This is a genomic window from Limosilactobacillus alvi, assembly GCF_016900115.1.
GTDB classification, from domain to species: domain Bacteria; phylum Bacillota; class Bacilli; order Lactobacillales; family Lactobacillaceae; genus Limosilactobacillus; species Limosilactobacillus alvi.
Window position 1 is genome coordinate 1 of the sequence record NZ_JACJJQ010000104.1, and the last position, 274, is coordinate 274.

The window sequence follows — 274 nt, forward strand, 5'->3', positions numbered from 1 at the left end:
CAATAAAGAACGGGCTAAGAAATTGCTTAGTCCGTTCTTTATTTTGTCAATACGTGCAGTTGTTCACCGCTTACCCTCTTTCTTCATCACCACATGTTTCTTAGCAACGACGATCAAGGCAGTAGCTGAATGGCAGTTACTTTTCTGTCAGTCGCCCCAACCAAATTCTGCCTTGTATGGACTCACAAATACTAAAAAAGGGTCTACAATATTTGGTACTGATAGGAGTAAAATCCTAGCAGTACCAATTTTTTTGATTTAGGGGATTTTATGT

General features: G+C 39.1%; 1 protein-coding gene. It reads left to right on the forward strand.

Annotation, left to right across the window (positions count from 1 at the left end; all coding sequences use genetic code 11):
- Window positions 1-262, forward strand: a 262-nt coding sequence (locus H5993_RS09260; RefSeq protein WP_204777113.1) for a hypothetical protein, incomplete at its 5' end; no start/stop codon positions are given.
- Window positions 263-274: the final 12 nt, after the last annotated feature.